Below are 24206 nucleotides of genomic sequence, written 5' to 3'. Positions count from 1 at the left end.
GCGGGTGATCGGCGTGATCGACACCTCGGGCGAGTGCGCCGAGTGGACCTTCCCTGCTGAACCGGGGGCCGTACGGACCGCCAGGCACGCCGTCCGGGACGCCCTGCGCGGCTGGGCCCTCGACGCGGCGGCCGTGGACGTGGCGGTCCTCCTGGTGAGCGAGTTGGTGACCAACGCGCTGCGCTACGCCTCGGGGCCCATCGGGGTCCGGCTCGACCGGCTCGACAGCGCGACCCTGCTGGTGGAGGTCTCCGATCCGCTTCCGGATCCGCCGGTCGAACGCACGGCCGGAATCGACGACGAGGGAGGCCGGGGCATGCAGCTCGTGGCCTGTTCCGCCCGGCGCTGGGGAACCCGTCGTGGCAGAACAGGTAAGACCGTGTGGTTCGAGCTGGCTCTGCATGGTTAGAAGGAGGGAGGGACGGACGATCACGGGACCGGGTTCGCGACCCGGCCGGGAACGGCTGGAAAAGAACGAGACCGGGATGTGATCGTGAACGCCGTGTCGGCTGGGGCCGTAGTGCTGAATACTGCGGTCAAGGCCGGTCCGGTGCGGTGAGCTGGAGGGGACGGTCGCGTGAGCGAGATACCTGAGACGGCTGGCGATGTCGTGTGGCAGAGCAGCCCGCCTGGCTCGATCTATGACTACATCCGCGTCGCCTCGTTCTCGATCGGGCCCGACGGATTGATCGAGCAGTGGAGCCTGCGGGCCGAGGAGCAGTTCGGCCTGGCCGCGTCCGCCGTGATCGGCCGCGATCCCGTCGAGGCGTTCATGCCCCCCGAACTGCGCCCGCGCGGCCACCGCCGGGTCGCCGAGATCCTGGACGGCAAGGAGTGGACGGGCGTGGTCCCGTTCCGCATGCCGACGCCCGAGGGCGACGAACGGGCCCGGGGTCTCGCCGAGCTGTACGTCATGCCGAGCCGGACGGCCGCCGACGAACGCGCGGCCCTCTGTATCGTCGTCGACGTACGCGCTCTGCGCGGCATCGAGACCGACCTGGCCGCCTCGCAGGCCATTTTTGGTCAATCTCCCTATGGCTTCCTGCTGTTCGGTACGGACCTCACCGTGCTGCGCGCCAACCGGCGCTTCGCGACCGTCTTCGGCGGCGCTCCCGAGGAGCACCGCGGCCACACCGTCCACGACTACCTCTCGCGCCCCGAGGCCGACCGGATGTCCGCCGCCCTGCAACGCGTCCTGGACACCGGGGAGTCCGTCACCGACCTGCAGATCGTGGGCTCGGCGCCCGGCGGCAGCGACCGCCGGCACTGGTCCATCAACCTGTACCGGGTGCACAGCGGCACCGGACGCCCGATCGGCGTCGCGGGCCTCGGCATCGACGTGACCCGCCGTCACAACGCGGCCCGCGAGGCCGCCGACGCCCGCCGCAACCTCGCCCTCCTGAACGAGGCGGGCGCCCGCATGGGCAACACCCTCGACCTGGAGACCACCGCCCGCGAACTCCTCGACATCACCGTCCCCGGCTTCTGCGACCTCGCCTCCGTCGACCTCTACCAGACCCTGCTCTCCGGCGACGAGCCCGCATCCGGACCCGCCGACGGGCGCGGCGAACTGCGCAGGGTCGCCTTCGCGAGCGCCGTGTCGGACGGCCCGCTGGCCGGCGGCGAACGGGAGGTGGGCGTGGGCGACGTACACCGCTACCGGTTCCACTCCCCGTACGCGAGCGCGCTGCGCACCGCCCGGGTGCACACGGTGAAGGGCGGCGAGGGCGGGCTCGTGCACACCATCCTCGCCGTGCCGATGGTCGCCCACGACACCGTCGTCGGCCTCGTGCAGTTCGCCCGCGCCAAGGGCAGCGAGCCGTTCGGCGAACGCGACCGGGCGCTCGCCACCGAACTCGCCTCGCGCGCGGCCGTCTGCATCGACAACGCCCGCCTCTACCGCAGGGAGCACGAGCGCGCTCTGATCCTCCAGCGCTCCCTGCTCCCGCCCGGGGACCCCGAGGCCGCCGGGCTCGACATCGCCTGCCGCTACCTGCCCGGCAACGCCGAGTCCGAGGTCGGCGGCGACTGGTTCGACGTCATCGAACTGCCCGGACACCGCACCGCGCTCGTCATCGGCGACGTGATGGGACGCGGGCTGCGCGCCGCCGTCGCCATGGGCGAACTGCGCACCGCGGTACGGACGTTGGCGCTGCTCGACCTCGAACCGGCCGAAGTGCTCTCGCACCTCGACGAGATCGCCCGCGGCCTCGGCGCGCCCGGCGGCAGCCAGCAGGCCTCCCGGGTCGCCCACAAGTCCCGCGACGCCGACCTCTCCGAGGTCTACCTCGCGACCTGTGTGTACGCGGTCTACGACCCGGTCACCCGGCGCTGTACGTTCGCCAACGCCGGGCACCTGCCGCCCGTCCTGGTCGAACCCGGCGACGATCCCGGCGAGCCCGCGATGCTCCTGGACGTGCCGCCCGGGCTGCCGCTCGGCGTCGGCGGCGAGCCCTTCGAGGAGGTCGAGGTCGACCTGCCCGAGGGCGCGCTGCTCGCCCTCTACACCGACGGGCTCGTCGAATCGCGCGACCACCCGCTCGACGAGGGGCTCAACGCCTTCCGCAAGACCCTCACCGACCCGGACCGGCCCCTGGAGGACGTCTGCGACCAGGTCCTCGGCTCCCTCGACACCCGGCACGGCGAGGACGACATCGCCCTGCTGCTCGCCCGCATCCAGGGCCTGCCCTCCGACGCGGTCGGCGACTGGCGGCTGCCGCGCGAGCCCCGCTCGGTGGGCCGGGCCCGTGAACTCGCCCGCACCCAACTGCTCGCCTGGGACCTCGACGACCTCGTCGACACCACCGAGCTGCTGGTCAGCGAGCTGGTCACCAACGCGCTCCGCTACGGCGACGGGGAGATCCGGCTCCGGCTCCTGCGCGACCGCACGCTGGTCTGCGAGGTGTGGGACGCGGGCCTGATCCAGCCCCGCCGCCGCCGGGCCCGCGACACGGACGAGGGTGGCCGCGGGCTGCAACTGGTGGGTCTGCTCAGCGCGGCGTGGGGTGCGCGGCGCACGCCGCGCGGCAAGACGGTGTGGTTCGAACTCGCCCTCCCGGACGGGGGGTCGGCGCCGGTGGAGCTGACGGAGGAGCAGATCCTGAGCATGTTCTGAGGGGCCGGGCCCCTGCCCTTCCGCCGCGGCCGGGCCCCTGCCCTTCCGCCGCGGCCCGGCGGCCAGCCCTCTGCGCAGTTCCCCGCGCCCCTGAACCCGCTTGCGTGCGCGGGCCGTGGGTGGCTGTTCGCGCAGTTCCCCGCGCCCCTGGGTGCTGTGGTTGCCCCGGCTCCTGGCAGACCCTGGCCCCTGCGGGCCCGCGCTGGTGGATGCTTGTGTCCGCGGGCCGTGGGTGGCTGTTCGCGCAGTTCCCCGCGCCCCTGGGTCCGCTTGTGTCCGCGGGTCGTGCGTGGCCGTTCGCGCAGTTCCCCGCGCCCCTGGCGGGGTTGGGGGCGGGGGCGCCTCGCAAGGTGGAGGTCACGGCGCCTAAGGGGCTCGGTCTCGTCCCGGGGGGTGGGGGCTTTGGGCCGGGGTGGTGCGGGTGTGGGTGCGGTGCCTTCTCTTCAGGTACGCGTACGCCGCCGACGCGACCGCCACCACGATCACGGCTACGGGCAGGACCAGATCCCCGGCCCAACCCCCGGAATCATGCGTGCTGTTGGCTGAGGCGGCCGTGGCGCCGAACAGAACCCAGCCCACCGCAGCGAGCCCGACCAGAGCGGCTCGCTGCCTCGCTCTTGCGACGGGCGGCATCACGCTTGCCAGCGTATGGCTGGAACAAACCCCCCGCGACCGGAAACCACCCACATCCCCAGCCCTGCCAGGGGCGCGGGGAACTGCGCGAGCAACCACCCACGACCCGCACGGACGAGAGCGCCGGGGACTGGGGCCCGTGGGGGAGCGCTCGCCCCCAGTCCTGCCGGGGGCGCGGGGAACTGCGCGAACGGCCATCCACCGCCCGCACGGAGACGACCGCCTGGGGCTGGGGCCCGTGGGGGAGTGCCCGCCCCCAGCCCTGCCAGGGGCGCGGGGAACTGCGCGACCAGCCGTGCACGGTCCGCACGGATCAGAGTGCCGGGGACTGGGGCTCGGCGGGGAGGCCTGCCCCAGCCCTGCCAGGGGCGCGGGGAACTGCGCGACCAGCCCCGCACGGCCCGCACGGCCCGCACGAACCGCACGGCCCGCACGGCCCGCACGAACCGCACGGCCCGCACGAACCGCACGAACCGCACGGCCCGCACGAACCGCATGGCCCGCACGGCCCGCACGGACCCGAGCGCCCGGTGTGGGGCCGCGGACGGCCGCCCCGCGTGGCCAGGTCGCTAACCTGGGGGCAGCGCACCGGAGGGGAGTCGCGGAGTGGGTGGGATACGGACCTGGTGGGGCGGCCGGGGCGGCCGGTGGACCCGGCGTACCCTCGTGGCCGCCACCCTGACCCTCGTCGTGCTGGTCGCCGCGGCCGGAGTCGCCCTGCGCGCCCAGTACGCGGGGGCGCCCGGCGGGGACACCAGGACCCGGGGCCGCGACGCGTACTGGCTCGGGCACGCCTGGGTCGACGGGCGCAAGAGCGACAAGGACCTCGACGCGTTCGCGGCGAAACTGCGCGGCAGCGGCATCAAGGACCTCTACGTGCACACCGGCCCGCTCGACCACGACGGCACCCTGCCCGCCGCCCGCTACCCCAAGGCCCGCTGGCTGGTGGAGGGCGTGCACCGCAGGCTGCCCGACGTGCGCGTCCAGGCCTGGCTCGGTGACCAGCTGGCCAGTGAAAGCCCCGTCGGGCTGCGGCTCCACGAGAGCGCGACCCGCACCGCGATCGTCACGACGGCCCGCCAGGTGCTGGACGGCGCGCACTTCGACGGCGTCCACTTCGACCTGGAGCCGCTGCCCTCCGGCGACCAGGACTACCTCACCCTGCTCGACTCGCTGCACGCGCTGACCCGGCCCCGCGGCGCCCTGCTCTCCATCGCCGCGCACCAGATAGACCCGCTGCCCGCCCTGCACTCGGCGGCCGAGGGCCTCACCGGACACGGCAAGTGGTGGGCGCAGGCGTACTTCGGCCAGGTGGCCCGCCGGGTGGACCAGATCGCCGTCATGTCGTACGACACGGCGCTGCCCGTGCAGAGCCTGTACGGCGGCTATGTCGCCCGCCAGACCGCGCTGGCCCTCCAGGCCACCCCGAAGGAGACCGACCTGCTCATGGGGCTGCCGTTCTACGACGACGAGAGCATGTCCCACCACGGCTCCGCCGAGACGGTGGAGGCGGCCGTGCGCGGGGCCCGTCTGGGCCTGGCCCGCACCGACCGCCACCGCCAGCACTTCGGCGTCGCCCTGTACGTCGACTTCGCCGAGCGCGACCAGGACTGGGCCGCCTACCGGAAGGGCTGGAGCCCGCCGCAGAGTTGACGGCCTGTCAGGAATCCCGGCGCCGGATCCGACTGCCCAGCCACACCAGCGGGTCGTACTTGCGGTCCACCGCCCGCTCCTTCAGCGGGATCAGCGCATTGTCGGTGATCTTGATGTGCTCGGGGCAGACCTCCGTGCAGCACTTGGTGATGTTGCAGTAGCCCAGCCCGTGCTCGTCCTGCGCCGTGCGCTTGCGGTCCAGGCCCGCCTCGGACGCGGCGTCCAGCGGGTGCATGTCGAGCTCCGCGACGCGCATGAGGAAGCGGGGCCCCGCGAAGGCCGCCTTGTTCTCCTCGTGGTCGCGCACCACATGGCAGGTGTCCTGGCACAGGAAGCACTCGATGCACTTGCGGAACTCCTGCGAGCGCTCCACGTCGATCTGCTGCATCCGGTACTCCCCGGCTGCCACCCCCTCGGGCGGCACGAACGCCGGGACCTCGCGCGCCTTCGTGTAGTTGAACCCCACGTCCGTGACGAGGTCCCGCACAACGGGGAACGCCCGCAGGGGAGTTACCGTGATCACGTCCGCCGGGTCGAACACCGACATCCGCGTCATGCACATCAGCCGCGGCCGCCCGTTGATCTCGGCGCTGCACGAACCGCACTTGCCCGCCTTGCAGTTCCAGCGCACCGCGAGGTCGGGGGCCTGGGTCGCCTGGAGGCGGTGGATGATGTCGAGGACCACCTCGCCGTCGTTCACCTCGACCGTGAAGTCGGTGAGCTCACCGCCCCCGGTGTCGCCCCGCCAGACCCGGAAGCTCGCATCGTACGTACTCACTCGTAGAGCTCCTCTTCGGCGAGGTACTTGACCAGCTCCTCCTTCTCGAAGAGGGAGAGCAGGTCGGCACGGACGGGGTCGGTCTCCTCGCGGGCGAGCCTGATCTGGCCGCGCTCCGGGTCGGGGGGAGCCAGCCCCTCGGTGGGGTCGGCGAGGTGGCACAGCAGGTTCACCCGGCGCCAGGCGCGGTCCATCGCGGGCCAGTCCTCACGGGTGTGGCCGCCGCGGCTCTCGGTGCGTTCGAGCGCGGCCCGCGCCACGCACTCGCTCACGAGCAGCATGTTGCGCAGGTCGAGCGCGAGGTGCCAGCCCGGGTTGAACTGGCGGTGTCCCTCGACCCCCGCGCGCCGGGCCCGCACCCGCAGCTCGGCGAGCTTGCGCAGCGCCTGGTGCATCTCGCCCTCCCGGCGGATGATGCCGACCAGGTCGTTCATGGCCTGCTGGAGTTCCTGGTGCAGGGCGTACGGGTTCTCGACGGGCGAGCCGTCCTCGGGGGCCTCGGCGCTGAAGGGCCGCAGCGCCTCGGCGGCCGCCGTGTCGATCTGGATCTCGTCCACGACCGGGCGGGCGGCGAGCGAGTCGGCGTACCGGGCGGCGTGCAGTCCGGCCCGGCGGCCGAAGACCAGCAGGTCGGAGAGCGAGTTGCCGCCGAGCCGGTTGGAGCCGTGCATGCCGCCCGCGACCTCGCCGGCCGCGAACAGGCCGGGCACCGAGCGGGCCGCCGCGCTGTCGGAGTCGACCGCGATGCCGCCCATCACGTAGTGGCAGGTGGGCCCGACCTCCATCGGCTCCGCCGTGATGTCCACGTCCGCCAGCTCCTTGAACTGGTGGTACATGGACGGCAGTCGGCGCCGGATCACCTCGGCGGGCATCCGGGTCGACACGTCCAGGAAGACGCCGCCGTGCGGGGAGCCGCGGCCCGCCTTGACCTCGGCGTTGATGGCCCGGGCGACCTCGTCGCGCGGGAGCAGCTCGGGCGGGCGCCGGTTGTGGTCCGGGTCCTCGTACCAGCGGTCGCCCTCCTCCTCGGACTCCGCGTACTTCTCCTTGAACACGTCCGGCACGTAGTCGAACATGAAGCGCCTGCCGTCGGAGTTCCTGAGCACCCCGCCGTCGCCGCGGACCGACTCGGTGACCAGGATCCCCTTGACCGACGGCGGCCAGACCATCCCCGTGGGGTGGAACTGCACGAACTCCATGTTCAGGAGCGGCGCCCCGGCGAGCAGCGCGAGCGCGTGGCCGTCGCCGGTGTACTCCCAGGAGTTGGACGTCACCTTGAACGACTTGCCGATGCCCCCGGTCGCGAGCACCACCGCGGGGGCCTCCAGGACGAAGAAGCGGCCGCTCTCGCGCTCATAGCAGAAGGCCCCGGCCACCCGCTCGCCCTCCTTGAGGACCCGGGTGACGGTGCACTCCTGGAAGACCTTCAGGCGCGCCTCGTAGTCCCCGAACTCCCGCTTGTCCTCCTGCTGGAGGCTCACGATCTTCTGCTGGAGGGTGCGGATGAGTTCGAGGCCCGTACGGTCGCCGACGTGCGCGAGGCGCGGGTACTCGTGACCGCCGAAGTTGCGCTGCGAGATCCGGCCGTCGGCGGTGCGGTCGAACAGGGCGCCCCAGGTCTCCAGCTCCCAGACCCGGTCCGGGGCTTCGCGGGCGTGCAGCTCCGCCATGCGCCACTGGTTGAGGAACTTGCCGCCGCGCATGGTGTCGCGGAAGTGCACCTGCCAGTTGTCGCCGGAGTTCACGTTGCCCATGGAGGCGGCGATCCCGCCCTCCGCCATGACGGTGTGGGCCTTGCCGAAGAGGGACTTGCAGATCACCGCCGTACGCGCGCCCCGCTCGCGCGCCTCGATGGCGGCCCGCAGCCCGGCCCCGCCCGCTCCCACCACGACGACGTCCCACTGCTGCCGTTCGAGTTGTGTCATGTCTAGAAGAACCTCGGATCGTCGAACGCCCCGGTGGCGAGCAGGTACACGTAGAAGTCGGCGAGCGCGACGCTGATCAACGACGCCCAGGCGAGCAGCATGTGACGCTCATTCAGCTTTCCCACCCAGCCCCAGAGCCGGTAGCGCACCGGATGCTTGGAGAAGTGCCGCAGCCGCCCGCCGATGATGTGCCGGCAGGAGTGGCAGGACAGGGTGTACGTCCAGATCAGGGCGATGTTGACCAGGAAGACCAGGCTGCCGAGCCCCATGTGGCCCCACCGGTAGTGCTCGTCGCGGAACGAGAGGGCCGTGTCGTAGGTCAGGACCCCGGCGACCAGGACCGCGAAGTAGAAGAAGTACCGGTGGACGTTCTGGAGGACGAGCGGGAAGCGGGTCTCGCCCGAGTACTTCTTGTGCGGCTCGGCCACCGCGCAGGCGGGCGGCGAGGCCCAGAAGCCCCGGTAGTACGCCTTGCGGTAGTAGTAGCAGGTCAGCCGGAAGCCGAGCGGGAAGATCAGGATCAGCAGCGCCGGGGACAGGCCCCACCAGCTGCCGAAGACGTCCGCGTTCGGGCCGTGCCGCATCGGTGCGCAGTTGTCGGCGAGGCACGGGGAGTAGAACGGCGAGACATAGGGCGCGTGGTAGTAGTCCGCGTTCGCGAACGCCCGCCAGGTCGAGTACGCGATGAAGGCGAGCAGTCCCGCCGCGGTGACGGCCGGCGCCAGCCACCAGCGGTCGGTCCGCAGGTGGCGGGGCGCGATCGCGGCGCGCGAGGCGTCGTGGACGCCGGTGCTCGCCCCCGCCGGGGGAGAGGGTTCCGTGCCTGTGGCCAAGAGTGGCTCCAGTGGAGGTCAGGGGGTGCGCCGGCCGCGGGACCGGGTGCTCCCGAGCCCTTCGTCGTCCGAATCGGTCCAGAGCGAGGTGTCGTACGGGGTGTCGGGGATGGTGACCAGGTCGGGCCGGGCCGGGGCGCCGCCGGGCGGGGCCGCCTCGCGGAGCAGTGCGAGGCTCTCGCGCAGATGGTCGGCGTCGGTCCGCACCCGCCTGATGTCCAGGCCGTCCCCGACCTGTTTCTCCAGCCGTCCGACGGTGCGTACGAGGTCGTCGAGGCAGCGCTGAGCCGCCGTCAACTCGTCGTGCAGGGACATGACTTGCCCGCCTTTCGCCGGAGCGGGTGGCAATGTTCATGCGCCTGAGAGTGTCGCGCCTCACATGCGCGGTTGTGAAGGTGCGTGCACAGGGTCGTGGGGTTGCGGAATCGGGGCGCGCCCCCTATGGAGTCGCCCGCCGCGCTCCGGCCGGTCCGGCGGGGTTCGCGGGTGCGTTCGGCCGCACGGGTGGGGTTCGGGGCCCGCTGCGCCGTGTCGCCGCCCCGGCGGCGGGACCGTCCTCTTCAGTGGCTGGGATACGTGTGATCATCGCGAAATGGCATCAAATCCCATAAATCTGACGAAGAGGTACAAGCCATGTCCCACGTCGGTGACCCGAACGGGAAGGCGACCCGGATCCTCGCGGCGATCCGGACCGCGGCCTCCGTCCGGTCGCGTTCCGTCGCGCTCCTGACCACCGGGGTGCTCGCGCTCCCCGTGCTGACCGGCTGCGGCTCCGCCGACAGCGGTTCCGCGGTCGGAGCCGCGCCCCAGGACATCGGGGCCGCCGCCCGGCCGAAAGTCGCCGACGGGGGCACCCTGAAGTGGGCCGTCGACGCGATGCCCGAGACGCTCAACACCTTCCAGGCCGACGCCGACACCGCGACCCAGCGGGTCGCCCAGGCGGTGCTGCCCGCGCTGTTCACCCTGGACGAGCGGGGCCGGCCCCAGCGCAACGCCGACTACCTGGAGTCCGCCGAGGTGGTCCAGCGCGAGCCCAAGCAGGTCGTGCTCTACAAGCTCAACCAGAAGGCCGTGTGGAGCGACGGCCGCGAGATCGGCGCCCCCGACTTCGTCGCCCAGTGGCGGGCGCTGAGCGGCAAGGACTCGGCGTACTGGACGGCCCGCAACGCCGGGTACGAGCGCATCGAGAAGATCGAGAAGGGCGCCAACGACCTGGAGGTCAAGGTCACCTTCGCCAAGCCGTACGCCGACTGGCGCTCCCTGTTCAGCCCGCTCTACCCCAAGGACGTCACCGGCACCCCCGACGCCTTCAACGACGGCGCCCGTACGAAGCTGAAGGCGACCGCCGGCGCCTTCCGGCTCAAGGAGGCCGACCGCGCCAAGGGCACCGTCACCCTGGAGCGCAACCCCCGCTGGTGGGGGCACCCCGCCAAGCTCGACACGCTGGTCCTGGAGGCCGTGCCGCGCGACAAGCGGGCCGCCGCGCTCGCCGCGGGCACCGTCGACATCGCCGAGATCGACCGGACCGACGCCGACCGCATCAAGCTCGCCGAACGCGACCAGGGCCAGGCCGTCACCCACGGCCCCGGAGCCGCCATCACGCCGGCCTCCGCGCTGCGCTCCTGGGCGATCGCGCACAGCGGCGAGAGCGACAAGGCCGAGGCGGAACGGGAGGCCCGCCAGGAGAGCCAGGCGGCCATCGAGAAGTACGCCCGGGAGCAGGCCGGGCTGCGCGGATTCACCATCCGCAAGACGCTGGAGCCCGCCTACACCCAGCTCGCCATCAACGGCGCCTCCGGGCCGCTGTCCGACGAGCGGGTGCGGCGCGCCGTGGCCCGCGCGCTCAACCGCCAGGAGATCGCCGAGGCGGTCCTCAAGCCGCTGGGCCTGCCCGCCCAGCCCCCCGGCAGCCACCTCGCCCTCGCCGGGCAGGACGCGTACACCGACAGCAGCGACGCCCTGGGCAGCCACGACGAGAAGGAGGCGCGGGCGCTGCTCGCCGACGCCGGGTGGACGGTCGGCGGCGCCCGGCAGAAGCCGAAGCAGGACACCGCCAAGGCGGGCAGCGCGGCCGACGGCGAGCAGGAGGACGACGGCAAGCGCCAGGCGATGGGCAACCACCCCAACGACGAGGGCACCTACATCGTCGGCGACGACAAGCCGGGCAGCGCGGGCTCGGGCGCCGGATCGGGTACGTACGTCCTCGCCCCGGCCCGCGCGGCCGGCCTCCAGCAGGCCGCGCTGCTCCGGCAGGCCAGGGTCTTCGACGCCGAGCCCGCCGACCAGGCCCGCAAGGCCGCCGACCGGAACACCAAGACCGAGGCGCGCCTGAAGGGCGGCGGCGCCCCGGGCGCGTACGCGCCGAAGGGCACCGCGGCCCCGGCCCAGGGCGGCCCGCTCGGCAAGGACGGCAAGCCGCTCACCCTGCGCTTCGTGCTCCCCTCGGGACCCGGCTCCGAGTCGCTGCGGGCGGTGGGCGACAAGATCGTGGCCATGCTGAAGGACGTCGGCATCAACACCGAGATCGTCAAGGTCGCCGACGACAGCTACTTCAAGGACCACATCGCCTCCGGCAACTTCGACCTGGCCCTCTACTCGTGGCCCGGCACCGCCTATCCGGCCACCGACGACCGGCCGATCTTCGCCAAGCCGGAGCCCGCCGCCGACGGCTCGCTGCTCGTCGAACAGAACTACAGCCGGGTCGGCACCGACCACATCGACCAGCTCTTCGAGCAGGCGGCCGGCGAGCTGGACGAGGACGAGGCCCGCGACCTCGTCCAGAAGGCCGACGCCAGGATCTGGGCGGCGGCCGGCTCCATCCCCCTCTACCAGCGTCCGCAGCTGGTCGCGGTGAAACCGAACGTGGCCAACGCCGGAGCCTTCGGCTTCGCCGCCCCGCACTTCCAGGACATCGGGTTCAAGAAGCCGGAAACGGCGTCCGACGGGTCGGCGAACACCAAGAAGTAGAAAGGGAAACCAGCAGGTCAGACGCGGGCCGCGGGTGTGGCCCGAAGCTCAGAACCTGCTCAAGTCACTTGCCCGCCGGCCCCGCCGGCGGGCAAGGTCGTACACGCCCCTGACCCAGGCTCAATCACGACGTAGCCCCCTGCTCAAGATCGGCAGAATCCGGCCCGGGAGGCCGTCCGCGCGGCGGCCCCGTACCATGGGAGGCAGCCGTGGCCTGTCTGCCCGGCGGGCGGACGAGGACTCGACCGCGTCAGACGCCTGATCCCACGATCGAGAGAAGCGCCAGTCAGTATGCCCACGCGCCACGACATCCGTAACGTCGCCATCGTCGCCCACGTCGACCACGGCAAGACCACCCTGGTCGACGCCATGCTCAAGCAGGCCGGTGCCTTCGCCGCGCACGCCGCCGAGTCGCTCGACGACCGCATGATGGACAGCAACGACCTGGAGCGTGAGAAGGGCATCACGATCCTGGCCAAGAACACGGCCGTCAAGTACCACCCCAAGGATGGCGGCGACGTCATCACCATCAACATCATCGACACCCCGGGCCACGCCGACTTCGGTGGCGAGGTCGAGCGCGGTCTGTCGATGGTGGACGCGGTCGTCCTGCTCGTGGACGCCTCCGAGGGCCCGCTGCCGCAGACCCGCTTCGTGCTCCGCAAGGCGCTCCAGGCCCGGATGCCCGTCATCCTCTGCATCAACAAGACGGACCGCCCGGACTCCCGGATCGACGAGGTCGTCAACGAGACGTACGACCTGTTCCTGGACCTGGACGCCGACGAGGACCAGATCGAGTTCCCGATCGTCTACGCCTGCGCCCGTGACGGCATCGCGTCGCTGACCAAGCCGGAGGACGGCACCGTCCCGGCCGACAGCGAGAACCTGGAGCCGTTCTTCTCGACGATCCTGTCGCACGTCCCGGCCCCCGAGTACGACGAGACCGCCCCCCTCCAGGCGCACGTCACCAACCTGGACGCCGACAACTTCCTCGGCCGCATCGCGCTGCTCCGCGTCGAGCAGGGCGAGCTGCGCAAGGGCCAGACCGTCGCGTGGATCAAGCGGGACGGCACCATCTCCAACGTCCGCATCACCGAGCTGATGATGACCGAGGCGCTCACCCGCAAGCCGGCCGAGGTGGCCGGGCCCGGTGACATCTGCGCGGTCGCGGGCATCCCCGACATCATGATCGGCGAGACCCTGGCCGACCCGGAGAACCCGATCGCGCTGCCGCTGATCACGGTGGACGAGCCCGCCATCTCCATGGTGATCGGCACCAACACCTCCCCGCTGGTCGGCCGCGGCGGCACCGGCAAGGGCGCCCAGGCGAAGTCGGCGGTCAAGGACCGCAAGGTCACCGCCCGCCAGGTCAAGGACCGGCTGGACCGCGAGCTGATCGGTAACGTCTCGCTCCGCGTCCTCGACACCGAGCGTCCCGACGCCTGGGAGGTCCAGGGCCGCGGTGAGCTCGCGCTCGCCATCCTGGTCGAGCAGATGCGCCGCGAGGGCTTCGAGCTGACCATCGGCAAGCCGCAGGTCGTCACCCGGCTCGTCGACGGCAAGGTGCACGAGCCCGTCGAGCGCCTCACGGTCGACGTGCCCGAGGAGCACATGGGCGCCGTCACCCAGCTCATGGGTGTCCGCAAGGGCCGCATGGACAACATGTCCAACCACGGCTCCGGCTGGGTGCGCATGGAGTTCGTCGTCCCCTCCCGCGGTCTCATCGGCTTCCGCACGGAGTTCCTGACCAACACCCGCGGCACCGGTATCGCCCACTCGATCCACGAGGGCCACGAGCCGTGGTTCGGCACCCTGACGACCCGTAACAACGGTTCGCTGGTGGCCGACCGGGCGGGCGCCGTCACCGCCTTCGCGATGACGAACCTCCAGGAGCGCGGTGTCCTGTTCACCGACCCCGGCACCGAGGTGTACGAGGGCATGATCGTCGGCGAGAACTCGCGCGCCGACGACATGGACGTGAACATCACCAAGGAGAAGAAGCTCACGAACATGCGGTCCTCCTCGGCCGACTCGTTCGAGGCGATCGTCCCGCCGCGCAAGCTCTCCCTGGAGCAGTCCCTGGAGTTCTGCCGCGACGACGAGTGCGTCGAGGTGACCCCGGAGGCCGTGCGCATCCGCAAGGTCGTCCTGGACCAGAAGGAGCGCGGCCGCACCGCCTCGCGCGCCAAGCACAACTGACGTACCCGGCACACCCGGTAGGCCCGGCCCCGCGCGTTCGCGGGGCCGGGCCTTCGGCGTCCCCGGGGGTTTGCACGGTCGCGTACACACCTGCGGGCGATCAAGTTCAAAGGACTGTCAAAGAGCCCCGTGAACGATGCCGGAAGCCCTCTACGGTCAAGTTGTTTTAACCAGCACGCTGTTCGGATATCGACCGTCGCTCTCCGGAAGATGTGTTAACGGTCCGTTTCGGGTGTGTCTGTCTGTGCTCATTTTGTCCGGATTTCGGGCCGTTGACCGGTACTGATGTTGTCAAAACGAGACCCTTTAAGTGTGGTTTACAGCCCGGCCGTACTTAATAGTTGGCTCCATTGAGCTCGGGTCAATGGGTCACGCACTGTGGGGAGTGCCGACTCACGAGCACACTCGGGGTACTTGACGTCACAGCGCTGTCAGGGGTGTCAGCGCGCGTAGAAGTACCCCTCTTGTAGTGACAAGTGGACTCATGAGGAGGAAACCCATGCGTGGTGCTACGAGCGCCAAGTGGGTCGCGGGAGCGGCAATCATCGCCCTGGGCGCCACCGCTTGCGGCGGCGGCAGCGGCTCCGGCTCCGATGCGAAGGCCGCGGTGGACGCCCAGGGCGTCTACAGCTACCAGAGCAGCGAGCCGCAGCACCCGTTGCAGCCGGCCAACGCGATGGAGGTCGGCGGCGGCCGTATCGTCAAGAACCTGTTCCGCGGGCTGACGGACTACGACCCGACGACGGGCAAGCTGCGGAACCAGATGGCCGAGAAGATCGAGACCACTGACTCCCAGCACTACAAGATCACCATCAAGTCCGGCTGGACCTTCCACGACGGCACCCCGGTGACCGCCTCGTCCTTCGTGGACTCGTGGAACTGGTCGGCCAACACCAAGAACAACCAGGTCAACTCCAACTGGTTCTCGGACATCGCCGGTTACACCGACGTCCACCCCGAGAAGGGCAAGGGCGACCCGACGACCGACAAGATGTCCGGTCTGAAGGCGATCGACGACAAGACGATCCAGATCGACCTGGTCGCACCGGTCTCCTACTTCCCGTACAAGCTCGGCTACACGGCCTTCTCGCCGCTGCCGAAGGCCTTCTTCACCGACCCGAAGAAGTACGGCGAGTCCCCGATCGGCAACGGCCCTTACCAGTTCGTCAGCTGGGAGCACAACAAGGCCGTCACGCTGAAGGCGTACGCCGGCTACAAGGGCGACGACAAGCCGAAGAACGGCGGCATCGTCTTCAAGAACTACACCCAGGCCGAGGCTGCCTACAAGGAGCTCACCTCGGACACCCTGGACGTGCTCGACCAGGTCGACCCGACCGACCTCCCGAAGTACAAGGCGGACCTCGGCAACCGCGCCGTGGACCAGCCGATGGGTGGCATCACCTCCATCGCCTTCGCCATGTACGACGCCGGCTGGAAGGCCCCGGAGAAGGCCAAGGTCCGCCAGGGTCTCTCCATGGCGATCGACCGCGACACCATCACCAAGACGGTGCTCCAGGGTTCGCGTCAGCCCGCCGACAGCTGGGTCGCCCCGGGTGTCGCCGGCTACAAGCAGGGCGCCTGTGGCGACGCCTGCACGTACAACCCGGCCAAGGCCAAGGAGCTCATCGCCGCGGGCGGTGGCGTTCCCAACAACAAGGTCACCATCCTCTACAACGCCGACGGCGGTCACAAGGAGTGGGTGGACGCGGTCTGCAACTCCATCCGCCAGGCCACCGGCATCGAGTGCACCGGCGACCCGAAGCCCGACTTCAAGACCGCCCGTGACCTGATCGACGGTCACAAGGTCACCAGCATCATGCGGTCGGCGTGGCAGCAGGACTACCCGCTGAACGCCAACTTCCTGCGCGACATCTACGGGACGGGCGCCTCGGCGAACGACTCGCTGTACTCCAGCCCGGAGTTCGACAAGTTCTCGAAGGACGCCGACAAGGCGACCAACGTCGACCAGACCGTGGCGCTGTACCAGCAGGCCGAGGGCGTGCTGGCCAAGGACATGCCGTCCATCCCGCTCTGGTACTACAAGACCAACGCGGGCTGGTCGAACAACGTCCAGAACGTCAAGTACGACTCCTTCGGCGACCCGGTGTTCACCCAGGTCGAGGTCAAGAAGAAGTAACCAGGTCGGCATCCGGCCCACCCCCAAGCTCCGCAATCGCGGGGCAGGCACAGTGAAGACGCGGCCGGACGCTCCCCCCAACCTCGGGGGGAGCGGTCCGGCCGCCGTCGCGCCGACCCCATCTATGGAGGCACCATGGGGCGTTATGTCGCGAGGCGACTGCTCCAGATGATCCCGGTATTCCTCGGGACGACCCTGCTCATCTTCCTGATGGTGTACGCCCTGCCGGGCGACCCCGTCAGAGCCATGTGGGGCGACAAAGCGGCAGACCCCGCCCAGCTCGCCGCCATCAAGCACCAACTGGGCCTGGACCAGCCGCTGTGGAAGCAGTACTGGGACTACCTCTCCAACCTGGCCCACTTCGACTTCGGCATGACGATGTCGGGCCGCAAGGTCACCGACGTGATGAGTGAGGCCCTGCCGGTCACCGTCCGGCTCTCGCTCATGGCGTTCAGCATCGAGGTCATTCTCGGCGTGCTGCTCGGCGTGCTGTCCGGCCTGCGCCGCAACAAGCTCATGGACAAGCTCGTCCTGGTCATCACCCTGCTGGTGATCTCCGTGCCGATCTTCGTCCTGGCCTACGTCTTCCAGGCGGTCTTCGCGGACGGCCTCGGATGGGTCAAGCCGACCGTCCAGGACTCCATGGACCTGAGCCAGTTGATGCTGCCGGCGATCGTGCTCGGTTCGCTCTCGCTCGCCTACGTGGCCCGGCTCTCGCGCACCTCGATCGTCGAGAACCTGCGCGCGGACTACATCCGCACCGCCGTCGCCAAGGGTCTGCCCAAGAGCCGCATCATCACCCGCCACCTGCTGCGCAACTCGCTGATCCCGGTGGTGACCTTCCTCGGAACCGACCTCGGCGCCCTGATGGGCGGCGCGATCGTCACCGAGGGAATCTTCAACGTGCAGGGTGTCGGAAACGCGCTCTACCGCGCCATCAACGGCAAGGAAGGTGCGACGGTGGTCGGTTTCGTGACCGTCCTGGTCGTCGTCTACCTCCTCTCCAGCCTGATCGTCGACCTGCTCTACGCGGTCCTGGACCCGAGGATCCGGTATGCCTGACACCATCGAGAAGACCTCGGTCCCCGGAACGGCGGCCGTAAACGCCCCGGCCGACCAGGTCGACAAGCCGCGCAGCCTCTGGTCGGACGCGTGGGGCGACCTGCGCCGCCGCCCGGTCTTCATCCTCTCCGCGCTGCTCATCGTGCTGCTCATCGCGATCTCCATCGCGCCGAGCCTGTTCACCTCGGTGGACCCGCGCGCCGGTGACCTGCGCAACCACTACCTGACCACGCCGAACTGGGGCCACCTGTTCCAGGCCGACTGGTTCGGGTACGACGGCCAGGGCCGCAGCATCTACGCCCGTACGCTCTACGGCGCCCGGGCCTCGATCATCGTCGGCATCTGCGTGACCGCAGCGGTCACCATCATCGGTGGCATCACCGGCATGATCGCCGGTTACTTCGGCGGCTGGGTCGACACGGTGCTCTCGCGCATCACCGACATCTTCTTCGGCATCCCGCTGCTGCTCGGTGCGCTGGTGATCCTCAACGCGTTCACCAACCGCACCGTGTGGACCGTGGTGTTCGCCCTCGCGGTGCTCGGCTGGACGCAGATGACCCGTGTCATGCGCGGCGCCGTCATCACCGCGAAGGCCGCCGACTACGTCACCGCGGCCCGTGCGCTCGGTGCCGGCACCTTCCGGATCATGCTCCGGCACATCCTGCCGAACGCGGTCGCCCCGGTGATCGTGGTCGCCACGATCGCGCTCGGCGGCTACATCGGCGCCGAGGCGACGCTGAGCTACCTCGGCATCGGTCTGCAGGACCCGACGATCAGCTGGGGCATCGACATCTCGTCGGCCCAGCGCGTGATCCGCACGGCCCCGCACGCACTGTTCTTCCCCGCGGGCATGCTGAGCCTCACCGTCCTCGCGTTCATCATGCTCGGCGACGCGGTGCGCGACGCCCTCGACCCCAAGCTGCGCTGAGGAGGGCGTACGTGACCACTATCGACAAGACCCTCAACGTTCCGGCCCAGCGTCCCAACGGGGACGAGGCCGCAGCGCTGCTCGAAGTCCGTGACCTGCACGTGGAGTTCCACACCCGAGAGGGTGTGGCCAAGGCGGTCAACGGTGTCAACTACTCGGTGAACGCGGGCGAGACGCTCGCCGTGCTCGGCGAGTCCGGCTCGGGCAAGTCCGTGACCGCCCAGGCGATCATGGGCATCCTCGACATGCCGCCGGGGAAGATCCCGCAGGGCGAGATCCTCTTCCACGGCCAGGACATGCTCAAGATGTCCAACGAGGAGCGCCGCAAGATCCGTGGCCAGAAGATCGCGATGATCTTCCAGGACGCGCTCTCCGCGCTCAACCCGGTGCTGAACGTCGGCTACCAGCTCGGCGAGATGTTCCAGGTGCACCAGGGGCTGTCCCGCAAGGACGCCAAGCTCAAGGCCATCGAGCTGATGGACAAGGTCAAGATCCCGGCCGCCAAGGCCCGGGTCACCGACTACCCCCACCAGTTCTCCGGCGGCATGCGCCAGCGCATCATGATCGCCATGGCGCTCGCCCTGGAGCCGGACCTGATCATCGCGGACGAGCCGACCACCGCGCTCGACGTGACCGTCCAGGCCCAGGTCATGGATCTGCTCGCGGAGTTGCAGCGCGAGTACAACATGGGCCTGATCCTGATCACCCACGACCTCGGCGTGGTCGCCGACGTCGCGGACAAGATCGCGGTGATGTACGCGGGCCGCATCGTCGAGCAGGCCCCGGTGCACGAGATCTACAAGCGCCCCGCGCACCCGTACACCAAGGGACTGCTCGCCTCGATCCCGCGCCTGGACCAGAAGGGCCAGGAGCTGTACGCGATCAAGGGGCTGCCGCCCAACCTCCTGAAGATCCCGACCGGTTGCGCCTTCAACCCGCGCTGCCCGCAGGCGCAGGACATCTGCCGCGAGGAGGTCCCGGCCCTGCTGCCGGTGACCGGGCAGGACGGCACCGATCTGGTCGGCCGCGGCAGCGCCTGCCACTTCTGGAAGGAGACGATCCATGGCTGAGCTCGACAAGAAGGACGAGGCCGTGGACGCCACCCCCAACGTCACCGACGTCGTCACGGTGGACGCCTCCACGACCAGCGAGGTCGAGGCGATCCTCGACGCTCCGGTCGACCGGGGCGAGCCGATCCTCCAGGTCCGCAATCTGGTCAAGCACTTCCCGCTGACCAGCGGCATCCTGTTCAAGAAGCACGTCGGCGCGGTCAAGGCCGTCGACGGGATCTCCTTCGACCTGTACCAGGGCGAGACGCTCGGCATCGTGGGCGAGTCCGGCTGTGGCAAGTCCACCGTCGCCAAGCTCCTGATGACGCTGGAGCGGGCGACCGCCGGCGAGGTCTTCTACAAGGGCCAGGACATCACCAAGCTGTCCGGGCGCGCGCTGAAGGCGGTCCGCCGCAACATCCAGATGGTGTTCCAGGACCCGTACACCTCGCTGAACCCGCGCATGACGGTCGGCGACATCATCGGGGAGCCCTTCGACATCCACCCCGAGGTGGCACCGAAGGGCGACCGGCGGCGCAAGGTCCAGGAGCTCCTGGACGTCGTGGGTCTCAACCCGGAGTACATCAACCGGTACCCGCACCAGTTCTCCGGCGGTCAGCGCCAGCGCATCGGCATCGCCCGTGGCCTCGCGCTGAACCCCGAGATCATCATCTGCGACGAGCCGGTCTCCGCCCTGGACGTGTCCGTCCAGGCCCAGGTGATCAACCTGATGGAGAAGCTGCAGAACGAGTTCAACCTGTCGTACGTGTTCATCGCGCACGACCTGTCGATCGTGCGGCACATCTCCGACCGGGTCGGCGTGATGTACCTCGGCAAGATGGCCGAGATCGGCACCGACCAGCAGATCTACGAGCACCCGACGCACCCTTACACCCAGGCGCTGCTGTCGGCCGTTCCGGTCCCCGACCCCGACGCGCGCGAGCACCGCGAGCGGATCATCCTCACCGGTGACGTCCCCTCGCCCGCGAACCCGCCGTCGGGCTGCCGCTTCCGCACCCGGTGCTGGAAGGCGGAGGACCGCTGCGCGACCGAGCTCCCGCTGCTCGCGATCCCGGAGCGCTTCCAGGGCCTGGACAGCCCGGTGGCGCACGAGTCGGCGTGCCACTTCGCCGAGGAGAAGGACGTCGTCGGCGCGGCCTGACGACCAGCACCAACGGGTGGGCCCGCGGTTCCGGTCAGGAACCGCGGGCCCACCCGTTGGTGCGCCCGTACGGCGCCGGTCAACGTGCGCTCTGTCCGCTTCTGGGGTGATATTTGGGCCTAAGTGAGACTTGGGACTCAAGCGGAACCCTAGGAGGACTCCATGCGCGGAGCCACGCACGCCAAGTGGGCCGCAGCTGCGGTGGTCGTCGCCCTGGCGGCCACGGCCTGCGGTGGAGGGGGAAGCAGTGGCGGCGGTGGCGCCGAAGGGATCGTCAGCTCCTCCTGGGGCGACCCGCAGAACCCGCTGGAGCCCGCCAACACCAACGAGGTCCAGGGCGGCAAGGTCCTCGACATGCTGATGCGCGGCCTCAAGCGGTACGACCCGAAGACCGGCGAGGCCAAGGACATGCTCGCCGACAGGATCGAGACGTCGGACTCGGAGAACTTCAAGGTCACTCTCAAGGACGGCTGGACGTTCTCCAACGGCGAGAAGGTCACCGCCAAGTCCTTCGTGGACGCCTGGAACTACGGCGCGAACCTGAAGAACAACCAGAAGAACGCCTCGATGTTCGCCTACATCGACGGCTACGACCAGATCCACCCCAAGAGCGGCACCCCGTCCGCCGACACCATGTCCGGTCTCAAGGTCGTCGACGACAAGACCTTCACGGTCAAGCTCAACCAGAAGTTCTCCACCTGGCCCGACACCCTCGGCTACCCCGCGTTCGCCCCGCTGCCGAGGGCCTTCTTCGACAACCACGCGGCCTGGCTGTCCAAGCCCGTCGGCAACGGGCCGTACACGGTGGACTCGTACACCAAGGGCTCCAAGCTGTCGATGCGCAAGTGGGCCGGGTACATGGGCCCCGACAAGGCGCAGAACGGCGGGATCGACCTCAAGGTCTACACCGACAACAACACCGCCTACACCGACCTGACGGCCGGCAACCTCGACCTCGTCGACGACGTGCCCGCCTCCCAGCTCAAGAACGTCAAGGCCGACCTCGGCGACCGGTACATCAACACCCCGGCCGGCATCATCCAGACGCTCGCCTTCCCGTACTACGACGCCGCCTGGAACACCCCGAACGCGGCCAAGGTGCGCAAGGGCATCTCCATGGCGATCAACCGGCAGCAGATCACCGAGACCATCTTCCAGAAGACCCGCACCCCCGCCACCGACTGGACCTCCCCGGTCCTCGGCGCCACGGGCGGCTACAAGGCCGGGCTGTGCGGCGACGGCTGCTCCTACAACCCGGCCGAGGCCAAGAAGCTCATCACCGAGGGCGGCGGCATCCCCGGCGGGCAGCTGAAGATCTCGTACAACGCCGACACCGGCTCGCACAAGGAGTGGGTCGACGCGGTCTGCAACAGCATCAACAACGCGCTCGGCAACGACAGGGCGTGCGTCGGCGGACCCGTCGGCACCTTCGCCGACTTCCGCAGCCAGATCACCCAGTCCAAAATGAGCGGCCCCTTCCGGGCGGGCTGGCAGATGGACTACCCGCTGATCCAGAACTTCCTCCAGCCGCTGTACTACACCGGCGCCTCCTCCAACGACGGCAAGTGGACCAACGCCGACTTCGACAAGCTCGTCGACCAGGCCAACGCCGAGACCGACAAGGCCAAGGCGGTCGCCGACTTCCAGCAGGCCGAAGGGGTCGTACGGGACCAGATGGCGGCCATTCCGCTCTGGTACCAGAACGGCAGCGCCGGCCACTCGACCCGCGTCTCCAACGTCTCGCTGAACCCCTTCAGCGTCCCCGTCTACGACCAGATCAAGGTCAGCTGACGCCGTAGGGCGGCGGCCCGGCACCGGCGCCGGGCCGCCGCCCAGCTGAGTTCCGACGACCCGCGGAGGGCCTCATGGGACGGTATGTGATCCGGCGTCTGCTCCAGATGATCCCGGTCTTCTTCGGGGCCACGCTGCTGATCTTCCTCATGGTGAACGTGATGGGCGACCCGATCGCCGGGCTCTGCGGCGACAAGGCGTGCGACCCCGCCACCGCCGCCCAGCTCAAGCGGGAGTTCGGCCTCGACAAGCCCGTCTGGCAGCAATACCTCACCTACATGGGGAACGTGTTCACCGGCGACTTCGGGACCGCGTTCAACGGGCAGAAGGTCACCGAGCTGATGTCCGCCGCCTTCCCCGTCACCATCCGGCTGACCATCGTGGCGATCCTCTTCGAGATCGTCATCGGCATCAGCCTGGGCGTGGTCACCGGGCTGCGCCGCGGGCGGCCCGTCGACACGGTCGTGCTGATGCTGACCCTCGTCGTCATCGCCATCCCCGTCTTCGTCACGGGCCTGCTGCTCCAACTGCTGCTCGGCGTCGAATGGGGAGTCATCAGACCCACCGTCTCGCCCGAGGCCCCGTTCAACGAACTCCTCATCCCCGGCCTGGTCCTGGCGTCCGTGTCACTGGCGTACGTCACCCGGCTCACCCGCACCTCGATCGCCGAGAACGCGCGCGCCGACTACGTGCGCACCGCCGTCGCCAAGGGACTGCCCAGACGCCGGGTGATCACCAAGCACCTGCTGCGCAACTCGCTGATCCCGGTCGTCACCTTCATCGGCACCGACGTCGGCGCCCTGATGGGCGGCGCGATCGTGACCGAGCGGATCTTCAACATCCACGGCGTCGGCTACCAGCTCTACCAGGGCATCCTTCGCCAGAGCACCCAGACCGTGGTCGGCTTCGTGACCGTGCTGGTCCTGGTCTTCCTGGTCGCCAACCTCATCGTCGACCTCCTGTACGCCGTACTCGACCCGAGGATCCGCTATGCCTGAGCCCTACGACGACGGAGCCATCGCCGGAACGGGAGCCGGCGGCGCGATGGACCTCGCCACGAGCGAGGCGACCACCCTGGAGCGGACTCCGGGCGGCCCGCAGGGCACCGGCCCCACCGAGAAGGCCCGCTCACTCTGGTCCGACGCCTGGCGCGACCTGCGGCGCAATCCCGTCTTCATCATCTCGGGGCTCGTCATCCTCTTCCTGGTCGTCATCTCGCTCTGGCCCTCCCTGATCGCCGACGGCAACCCCCTCCAGTGCGACCTCGCCAAGGCGCAGGAGGGCTCCCAGCCCGGCCACCCCTTCGGCTACAACGGGCAGGGCTGCGACGTCTACACGCGGACCGTCTACGGGGCCCGCACCTCGGTCACCGTCGGCGTGTGCACCACCGTCGGCGTCGCCCTGTTCGGCTCGTTCGTCGGCGGGCTCGCCGGGTTCTTCGGCGGCGGCTGGGACGCACTGCTCTCCCGCGTCACCGACATCTTCTTCGGCATCCCGGTCGTCCTCGGCGGCCTGGTCTTCCTGTCGGTGGTCACCTCCTCCACCGTCTGGCCGGTCATCGGCTTCATGATCCTGCTCGGCTGGCCCCAGATCGCCCGCATCGCGCGCGGCTCGGTCATCACCGCCAAGCAGAACGACTACGTGCAGGCCGCGCGGGCGCTCGGCGCCTCCAACTCCCGCATGCTGCTGCGCCACATCGCGCCCAACGCGGTCGCCCCCGTCATCGTCGTGGCGACCATCGCGCTCGGCACCTACATCGCCCTGGAGGCGACGCTGTCCTACCTCGGCGTCGGCCTCAAGCCGCCAACCGTGTCCTGGGGCATCGACATCTCGGCCGCCTCCCAGTACATCCGCAACGCCCCGCACATGCTGCTCTGGCCGGCCGGGGCCCTCGCGATCACGGTGCTCGCGTTCATCATGCTCGGCGACGCGGTGCGCGACGCCCTCGACCCCAAGCTGCGCTGAGGAGTTGGA

At 69.9% G+C, this 24206-nt stretch carries 17 protein-coding genes; 13 read left to right on the top strand and 4 right to left on the bottom strand.

The window, feature by feature from the left end; translation table 11 throughout:
• Window positions 1-4 precede the first annotated feature (4 nt).
• The 3 genes from AC07F3_RS21500 (at window position 5) to AC07F3_RS21490 (ending at window position 5401) form a co-directional block, all read left to right on the top strand.
• On the top strand, window positions 5-409 hold the full coding sequence (locus AC07F3_RS21500) for an ATP-binding protein (RefSeq protein ID WP_479116070.1): 405 nt from the start codon (window positions 5-7) through the stop codon (window positions 407-409).
• Window positions 410-577: 168 nt separating this feature from the next.
• A complete protein-coding gene (locus AC07F3_RS21495) occupies window positions 578-3115 on the top strand; it encodes a SpoIIE family protein phosphatase (RefSeq protein ID WP_479116069.1) in 2538 nt (845 codons plus the stop codon).
• 1248 nt (window positions 3116-4363) lie between these two features.
• Window positions 4364-5401, top strand: a complete 1038-nt coding sequence (locus AC07F3_RS21490; RefSeq protein WP_479116273.1) for a glycoside hydrolase family 18 protein — start codon at window positions 4364-4366, stop codon at window positions 5399-5401.
• Between the two features lie 7 nt (window positions 5402-5408).
• On the opposite strand, the gene AC07F3_RS21485 is transcribed toward AC07F3_RS21490, so the two are convergent.
• The 4 genes from AC07F3_RS21485 to AC07F3_RS21470 are packed head-to-tail and all read right to left on the bottom strand — an operon-like array spanning window position 5409 to window position 9252.
• Window positions 5409-6179, bottom strand: a complete 771-nt coding sequence (locus AC07F3_RS21485) for a succinate dehydrogenase/fumarate reductase iron-sulfur subunit (RefSeq protein ID WP_479116068.1) — start codon at window positions 6177-6179, stop codon at window positions 5409-5411.
• Window positions 6176-8104 carry a fumarate reductase/succinate dehydrogenase flavoprotein subunit gene (locus tag AC07F3_RS21480; RefSeq protein ID WP_479116067.1) on the bottom strand — a complete coding sequence of 643 codons (1929 nt, stop codon included), beginning with the start codon at window positions 8102-8104 and terminating at the stop codon, window positions 6176-6178. The genes AC07F3_RS21485 and AC07F3_RS21480 overlap by 4 nt, the downstream gene beginning before the upstream one ends.
• 2 nt (window positions 8105-8106) lie before the next feature.
• Window positions 8107-8937, bottom strand: a complete 831-nt coding sequence (locus tag AC07F3_RS21475; protein WP_479116066.1) for a hypothetical protein — start codon at window positions 8935-8937, stop codon at window positions 8107-8109.
• Window positions 8938-8955: 18 nt separating this feature from the next.
• Complete coding sequence (locus AC07F3_RS21470; protein ID WP_479116065.1) at window positions 8956-9252, bottom strand: hypothetical protein; 297 nt, start codon at window positions 9250-9252, stop codon at window positions 8956-8958.
• 318 nt (window positions 9253-9570) lie between these two features.
• Here AC07F3_RS21470 and AC07F3_RS21465 point away from each other — a divergent pair, with 318 nt between their 5' ends.
• The 10 genes from AC07F3_RS21465 to AC07F3_RS21420 all read left to right on the top strand — a co-directional run bounded on the left by AC07F3_RS21465 (window position 9571) and on the right by AC07F3_RS21420 (window position 24197).
• On the top strand, window positions 9571-11904 hold the full coding sequence (locus AC07F3_RS21465) for an ABC transporter family substrate-binding protein (protein ID WP_479116064.1): 2334 nt from the start codon (window positions 9571-9573) through the stop codon (window positions 11902-11904).
• Between the two features lie 291 nt (window positions 11905-12195).
• On the top strand, window positions 12196-14103 hold the full coding sequence (gene typA, locus AC07F3_RS21460; protein WP_479116063.1) for a translational GTPase TypA: 1908 nt from the start codon (window positions 12196-12198) through the stop codon (window positions 14101-14103).
• Between the two features lie 499 nt (window positions 14104-14602).
• The gene (locus AC07F3_RS21455) at window positions 14603-16240 is read left to right on the top strand and encodes a peptide ABC transporter substrate-binding protein (protein ID WP_479116062.1); all 1638 of its coding nucleotides are present in this window, start codon (window positions 14603-14605) and stop codon (window positions 16238-16240) included.
• 135 nt (window positions 16241-16375) lie between these two features.
• Complete coding sequence (locus tag AC07F3_RS21450) at window positions 16376-17302, top strand: ABC transporter permease (RefSeq protein WP_479116061.1); 927 nt, start codon at window positions 16376-16378, stop codon at window positions 17300-17302.
• Window positions 17295-18230, top strand: coding sequence for an ABC transporter permease (locus AC07F3_RS21445; protein ID WP_479116060.1), 936 nt, complete (start codon window positions 17295-17297; stop codon window positions 18228-18230). The genes AC07F3_RS21450 and AC07F3_RS21445 overlap by 8 nt, the downstream gene beginning before the upstream one ends.
• 11 nt (window positions 18231-18241) lie before the next feature.
• Window positions 18242-19300, top strand: a complete 1059-nt coding sequence (locus AC07F3_RS21440; RefSeq protein WP_479116059.1) for an ABC transporter ATP-binding protein — start codon at window positions 18242-18244, stop codon at window positions 19298-19300.
• The gene (locus AC07F3_RS21435) at window positions 19293-20441 is read left to right on the top strand and encodes an ABC transporter ATP-binding protein (RefSeq protein ID WP_479116058.1); all 1149 of its coding nucleotides are present in this window, start codon (window positions 19293-19295) and stop codon (window positions 20439-20441) included. Before AC07F3_RS21440 ends, AC07F3_RS21435 begins: the two co-directional genes overlap by 8 nt.
• 162 nt (window positions 20442-20603) lie before the next feature.
• Entirely contained in the window at window positions 20604-22232 is a 1629-nt protein-coding gene (locus AC07F3_RS21430) for a peptide ABC transporter substrate-binding protein (protein WP_479116057.1), read from the top strand.
• A 74-nt stretch (window positions 22233-22306) separates the two neighbouring features.
• Window positions 22307-23230, top strand: a complete 924-nt coding sequence (locus tag AC07F3_RS21425; protein WP_479116056.1) for an ABC transporter permease — start codon at window positions 22307-22309, stop codon at window positions 23228-23230.
• On the top strand, window positions 23223-24197 hold the full coding sequence (locus AC07F3_RS21420) for an ABC transporter permease (RefSeq protein WP_479116055.1): 975 nt from the start codon (window positions 23223-23225) through the stop codon (window positions 24195-24197). The genes AC07F3_RS21425 and AC07F3_RS21420 overlap by 8 nt, the downstream gene beginning before the upstream one ends.
• Window positions 24198-24206: the final 9 nt, after the last annotated feature.

The organism is Streptomyces sp. NPDC045846, assembly GCF_056431605.1.
The sequence above is the reverse complement of the archived record's forward strand: the minus strand, read 5'-3'. Positions and strand labels throughout refer to the sequence as shown.

Bases quoted from the DNA above. Each gene is read 5' to 3' on its own strand.
- AC07F3_RS21430 (WP_479116057.1), top strand. From the start codon at position 20,604: ATGCGCGGAGCCACGCACGCCAAGTGGGCCGCAGCTGCGGTGGTCGTC.
- AC07F3_RS21480 (WP_479116067.1), bottom strand. From the start codon at position 8,104: ATGACACAACTCGAACGGCAGCAGTGGGACGTCGTCGTGGTGGGAGCG.
- typA (WP_479116063.1), top strand. From the start codon at position 12,196: ATGCCCACGCGCCACGACATCCGTAACGTCGCCATCGTCGCCCACGTC.
- AC07F3_RS21465 (WP_479116064.1), top strand. From the start codon at position 9,571: ATGTCCCACGTCGGTGACCCGAACGGGAAGGCGACCCGGATCCTCGCG.
- AC07F3_RS21435 (WP_479116058.1), top strand. From the start codon at position 19,293: ATGGCTGAGCTCGACAAGAAGGACGAGGCCGTGGACGCCACCCCCAAC.
- AC07F3_RS21420 (WP_479116055.1), top strand. From the start codon at position 23,223: ATGCCTGAGCCCTACGACGACGGAGCCATCGCCGGAACGGGAGCCGGC.
- AC07F3_RS21425 (WP_479116056.1), top strand. From the start codon at position 22,307: ATGGGACGGTATGTGATCCGGCGTCTGCTCCAGATGATCCCGGTCTTC.
- AC07F3_RS21470 (WP_479116065.1), bottom strand. From the start codon at position 9,252: ATGTCCCTGCACGACGAGTTGACGGCGGCTCAGCGCTGCCTCGACGAC.
- AC07F3_RS21445 (WP_479116060.1), top strand. From the start codon at position 17,295: ATGCCTGACACCATCGAGAAGACCTCGGTCCCCGGAACGGCGGCCGTA.
- AC07F3_RS21450 (WP_479116061.1), top strand. From the start codon at position 16,376: ATGGGGCGTTATGTCGCGAGGCGACTGCTCCAGATGATCCCGGTATTC.
- AC07F3_RS21455 (WP_479116062.1), top strand. From the start codon at position 14,603: ATGCGTGGTGCTACGAGCGCCAAGTGGGTCGCGGGAGCGGCAATCATC.